This is a genomic window from Desulfobacter sp. UBA2225 (assembly GCF_002348205.1).
Lineage (GTDB): Bacteria > Desulfobacterota > Desulfobacteria > Desulfobacterales > Desulfobacteraceae > Desulfobacter > Desulfobacter postgatei.
Genome location: NZ_DDYV01000009.1, coordinates 1 through 5382 on the forward strand (window position 1 = coordinate 1; position 5382 = coordinate 5382).

Annotated in this window: 3 protein-coding genes and 2 tRNA genes; 4 read left to right on the forward strand and 1 reads right to left on the reverse strand. The window is 43.0% G+C overall.

The window, feature by feature from the left end; genetic code table 11:
* Positions 1 to 63: 63 nt before the first annotated feature.
* A tRNA-Thr gene (locus B3D59_RS00345) sits at positions 64 to 139 on the reverse strand.
* 439 nt (positions 140 to 578) lie between these two features.
* On the opposite strand from B3D59_RS00345, the gene B3D59_RS00350 reads away from it, so the two are divergent.
* The 4 genes from B3D59_RS00350 to B3D59_RS00365 all read left to right on the forward strand — a co-directional run bounded on the left by B3D59_RS00350 (position 579) and on the right by B3D59_RS00365 (position 5330).
* Positions 579 to 2360, forward strand: a complete 1782-nt coding sequence (locus tag B3D59_RS00350; RefSeq protein WP_286817100.1) for a LysM peptidoglycan-binding domain-containing protein — start codon at positions 579 to 581, stop codon at positions 2358 to 2360.
* 180 nt (positions 2361 to 2540) lie between these two features.
* Positions 2541 to 2615, forward strand: a tRNA-Arg gene (locus B3D59_RS00355).
* Positions 2616 to 2716: 101 nt separating this feature from the next.
* A complete protein-coding gene (locus B3D59_RS00360; protein WP_286817101.1) occupies positions 2717 to 3943 on the forward strand; it encodes a peptidase U32 family protein in 1227 nt (408 codons plus the stop codon).
* 190 nt (positions 3944 to 4133) lie between these two features.
* On the forward strand, positions 4134 to 5330 hold the full coding sequence (locus B3D59_RS00365; protein WP_286817102.1) for an Hpt domain-containing protein: 1197 nt from the start codon (positions 4134 to 4136) through the stop codon (positions 5328 to 5330).
* Positions 5331 to 5382 lie beyond the last annotated feature (52 nt).

The window sequence follows — 5382 nt, forward strand, 5'->3', positions numbered from 1 at the left end:
GTTCTGTAGAGGTCAGACAACAAAAAAGGGCTTCAGGAATTACCCTGAAACCCTTGATTTTATTGGAGCCGATATGCGGAGTCGAACCGCAGACCTACTGATTACGACTCAGTTGCTCTACCAACTGAGCTATATCGGCTTACTTTAAGCTACACAATCTCCGTAGCAAAAAGACCGGGCAAATGTACCAGAACATTTTTGCCATGGCAAGCATTTTTTTTAAAAAAACCGCATTTTTTTTCAACCCTTCGATAAACAACAGATAATTTGAATCTCCATCAAGGCATGTAAAGACATAACAGTGCTCCAAAATCAGACTACACAGATCAACACAATATAATTTTCATCGGTTTCTATTACACTATGACAATTTAATTAATTAATGAAACACTCTAAACCAATCGTTCCACGTTTTTTTCATTGACATTCCATACGATCTTCATTACACCAATACAACTTCAGTGAAAGCTATGGGTAATCTGGTCTATCAACACCCAGATTCAACCCATAATAAAAAAAACAGCAATTCAAAAACTTATTTAAACTCGCCAATAACCATATAGCGGTAAGGAGACAAAGTGAATACTCACAAGCTGGCCGCATTAATTTTTTTATTGTTTCTTATCACCGGTTGCCAGCAGTCCCACTTGTCAGCCAATAAGCCCATAACAAACTTGTCAGCCAATAAGCCCATAACAAACCAGACTTTCAAAAGGGGTGATCACCAGAAGCAACAAGCTACCCTTCAGAATGAAACAGAAGACGGGAACCAATCCCCGGATTCTGATCAGGGCAAGATAGACCAAGCCCTCGAACTTGCCAGTGAGGCACAAAATTACTGGGAAGAAGATAACCTTGAAGAAGCATTGTCAAGCCTTGATGCAGCTTATGCCCTGATCCTTGAAATTGAAACCGCTGACAATTCCGAACTTGATCAGCAAAAAGAGGACATCCGTTACCTTATCTCCAAACGTATTCTTGAAATTTATGCGTCTCGACAAATTGTTGTCACCGGACCTCATAAAGCCATTCCCATCACTTTGAATGATCATGTCAATGCCGAGATAAAATGTTTAACAGGCCCTGAACGTAGTTTTTTTATCCGTTCACTTAGTCGTTCCTACCGCTACCGCCCATTTATTGTCCAGGAGCTTAAAAAAGCCGGACTGCCTGAAGAGATATCCTGGCTTCCCCTGATTGAAAGCGGCTTTAACAGCAGAGCATTGTCCCCTGCAAGAGCACTTGGCCTGTGGCAGTTTATACCGTCAACCGGCAATAAATTCGGATTAACCCGTAATCACTATATAGATGAACGCATGGATCCTGAAAAAGCCACCAGGGCCGCTATTGATTATCTCAAGGAACTGCACAATCTGTTCGGGGACTGGACCACTGCCATTGCAGCGTACAATTGCGGGGAATACCGTGTTTTAAAGACAATCCGCCAACAGAAACTCAACTACCTGGATAATTTCTGGGATCTATACCAAAGCCTACCCCGAGAAACGGCAAGGTATGTACCAAGATTTCTGGCCACTGTTCATATTGTCAACAACCTGAAAAAATACAATATTGTTATAGACACACCCCCAACCCCTCTTGAATATAAGAGCTTTGATATAAAAAAACAGATACACTTAAGCGAAATTGCAAAAGCAATCAATGTAGACACAGATACACTTGTTTCTCTCAACTCGGAATTGCGTCATGAAATTCTGCCGCCAGAAACCTACACGATTAAAATACCTATAGCGCACACAGACCAGTTTATGACGAAGATTGATGAGATTAAAACGACTTACCACAAGACTCCTCAGCCTCAGCCTCAGCCTCAGCCTCAGTATAAGTATACTTACTACCGCGTACAAAAAGGAGACACCTTATCAGGCATTGCCGACAAACACAAAACCTCTGTAAGTACCCTTGCCAGTTGCAATAACATTTCAGAAAAAAGCCGTATTGCTACCGGAAAGGTATTGAAAATTCCAGGATCAAAGTACCAGGCAAGTGCGAAGACAGCCTCAGGGACCAACAAGGGCAAAGACTCAAAACAGATCACATATACCGTGCAAAGAGGAGACAACCTGTGGATGATTGCCCAAAAATTTTCTACGACCACAACACAAATTAAAGCACTTAACAAATTATCAGAGAGCAGATTAAGCAGTGGTCAACGCCTGAGGATTGTCACCGGGGGTACAGAAAACAGTAAAACCTTCTCAAAATATCAAGTTAAATCCGGAGATAGTCCTCTCTGTATTGCAAAACGACACAATATGAGTCTTGACCGTCTGCTGTCATTAAATAATTTGGGTACGAGAAGCAAAATTTATCCCGGTCAGAACCTGCTTGTTGAGTAATGGATTCTAAAGGATGTTGAAATTGAGGTCTTAAATTAAGACAAAATCATACTCGCATCAATTTATCACTTGATTTCATAATAATTTTAGAATATATCCGAATCTCCCATTAATTTGGAAGCTTGAGTATTGTCTAAAAGGCCGATTTATGATACTCATAGCCCGAATTAATAACACCGTGCCCCCGTAGCTCAGTGGATAGAGCATAGGATTCCTAATCCTTGTGCGCAGGTTCGATTCCTGCCGGGGGCACCATTATTTTAACGGGCCTTGGCTGTGTGGATATTTTTGCAGCAACTGGGATACAATGTCGGATGTATTAAAAAAACCTGAGTTACTTGCACCGGCCGGCAACTTTGAAAAACTCGAAATTGCGGTCCATTACGGGGCAGATGCAGTATATCTGGGTGGTAAGGATTTCAGCCTGNNTCGGCGCCGATGCCGTATATCTTGGTGGAAAAGATTTCAGCCTGAGAAATTTTTCAGGCAACTTCACAGACGACGAACTTGAAGATGCGATAAAATTTGCCGGAAAACACCAGGTCAAAATATATCTTACTTGCAACATTTATTCCCGTAACCATGAGCAGGACAATATCGAAGCCTTTCTGGAAAGGATAGGCAAAATCGCCCCCCATGCCATAATCATTTCAGACCCAGGCATTATTCTAAAAGCAAGACAGATTATTCCGCATATTGACATACATTTAAGTACGCAGGCCAATACCACAAATTTCAATGCGGTCCTTTTCTGGGAACAACAAGGCGTTAAACGAATAAATCTGGCGAGGGAATTATCCATTGAAGAGATAAAAACCATTACATCACGCACAACAATCGAGACTGAGACCTTTGTCCACGGCGCCATGTGCATGTCCTACTCCGGCAGGTGCCTCTTGAGCAGTTTCCTAAGCGGCCGGGACAGCAACAGAGGACTGTGCAGCCATCCCTGTCGCTGGAAATACACTGTCATGGAAGAGCTTCGGCCCAATGAATATTATCCTGTTCAGGAGGACAGCCGGGGCACCTACATCTTTAACTCCAAGGATATGTGCCTGATAGACCATATCCCCGAATTAATCCATGCCGGAATTTCCTCCTTTAAAATCGAGGGGAGGATGAAAGGAATAAATTATCTGAGTTCCGTGGTCAAAACATATCGTAATGCCATTGACTCATATATCGCAGCACCGGGGTCTTATTCCGTCCGTCCGGAATGGCATTCAGAACTATACCAGATATATCACCGGGCCTATTGCACCGGTTTCTATTTTGGCCATCCGGATGACGAATCAAAAAACAGCTTGAATCCCGGAAACGCGCATAAAGGAAAGATTCATAGTTTTATAGGTAAAATCATTGAAAACCGTGGAAAAGATTTATACTTGATTGATATCAGAAACAAGCTGATACCTGGTGACGCAATAGAGATCCTCAGTCCCCAAGGCCCTGCACGGCAAACCAAAGTATTGTCACTAACGAATGAAAAAGGCGAGCCCGTGGATAATGCGAAACCCAATACACGGCTGCTGATTGGGATACCTCTGGACGCCCGTCACAACGATATTGTTCGTAAAATATAAAATCTTTGTAACAACACCCAGGTTCAACCTACGACAAAACACGAAAGTAATTTAAGAACTTAAACTTATTTGAACGTTCGTATAAAATATGGCGGTCGCTTTAATTTGACTTTACATTATACCGTCTGTACATTATTTTCATATCAAATATTTTAAATCATTTCTATGACATTCCTTCAGGAGTTTTAATATGTTTGAAGACGACGAAACCCTACAGATGTATATTGAAGAATCACTGGATCACTTGGCAGACATTGAAAGTGATTTGTTGACGATAGAGGAAGGGGGTGCAAACATTGATCTTGATCTGGTCAACAATGTTTTCAGAGCGGCCCATTCTGTCAAAGGCGGTGCGGGATTCATGGGGCTGACAACCATTAAAAACCTTGCACACCATCTTGAGAATGTACTAGGAATGATCCGAAACAGAGAGCTGATCCCTGATTCTGAAAAGATCAGCATATTGCTCAAAGGGTTTGACGAACTTGAAACTCTGTTAAAACACATTCAAACCAGCAATGAGGTTGATATCTCCGTCCATGTCCAGGCTCTGGAAAATATAACCAGTGTGTCTGCACCTGCCCAGGAAGCAGGACAACAAGAGATTCAGGAAGGGAAACAGACAGAAGCGCTTGCAGATATTGCACTCAAGGACGGTAGAAAATTCCAGCAGGTGCCGCTCAAAACAATTGAAATCAGCAAGACCGAAGGCAAAAACCTATTCCTAATTGAATATGACCTGATTAGCGATTTTCAGCAGAAATCCAAAAAACCTATGGAGGTTTTAAGCAATCTGGCTAAAACCGGTACCGTTATAGAAACCAGAATTGATACCGATGGTGCCGGCATGCTCAGCGACGCAGGCATGCCCGGAAAGATTCCTTTCCAGATAGTGTTTGCATCTATTATTGAATATGATATGGCCGAGACACTCTTTGGTGTCGCAAATCGTTATATCCATATCATTACAGACGATATGATCAGCGAGTCAGCAGGCAGTGCCGGTGAAATCCCGCCGCCCCTACCCCAACCTGTCGAACCCGTAACAGCAACACCCCAGAGTGCAGTGATGGCTAAACCCACGCCTGTCGCATCGCCTGCACCCGCAGTTGCAAAACCGCAGGACAAACCGGCAGTCAAAGAAACGACCGTGACCAATTCCCAGGAAAAAGATTTGGGCATAGGCGGGAAACCCCAGAGCTCTTTGCGTGTTAATGTCGGACTGCTTGACACGTTGATGAACCTTGCAGGAGAACTTGTGCTCAGCAGGAATCAGCTTCTTCAGGGGGTCAACGCGTCTAACGTAAAGGCGACAGAGCTGTCCAGTCAGCGAATTGACATGATCACATCAGAGCTCCAGGAAGCGATCATGCGTACACGGATGTGATTATGACAAAAATAAGTTGGTAGATTTTTTGAGAAAAATGGGATTTCACACC

What these genes read in the sequence shown, in the direction of transcription:
- B3D59_RS00365 (WP_286817102.1), top strand. Translation starts at nt 4,134, where the DNA reads ATGTTTGAAGACGACGAAACCCTACAGATGTATATTGAAGAATCACTG.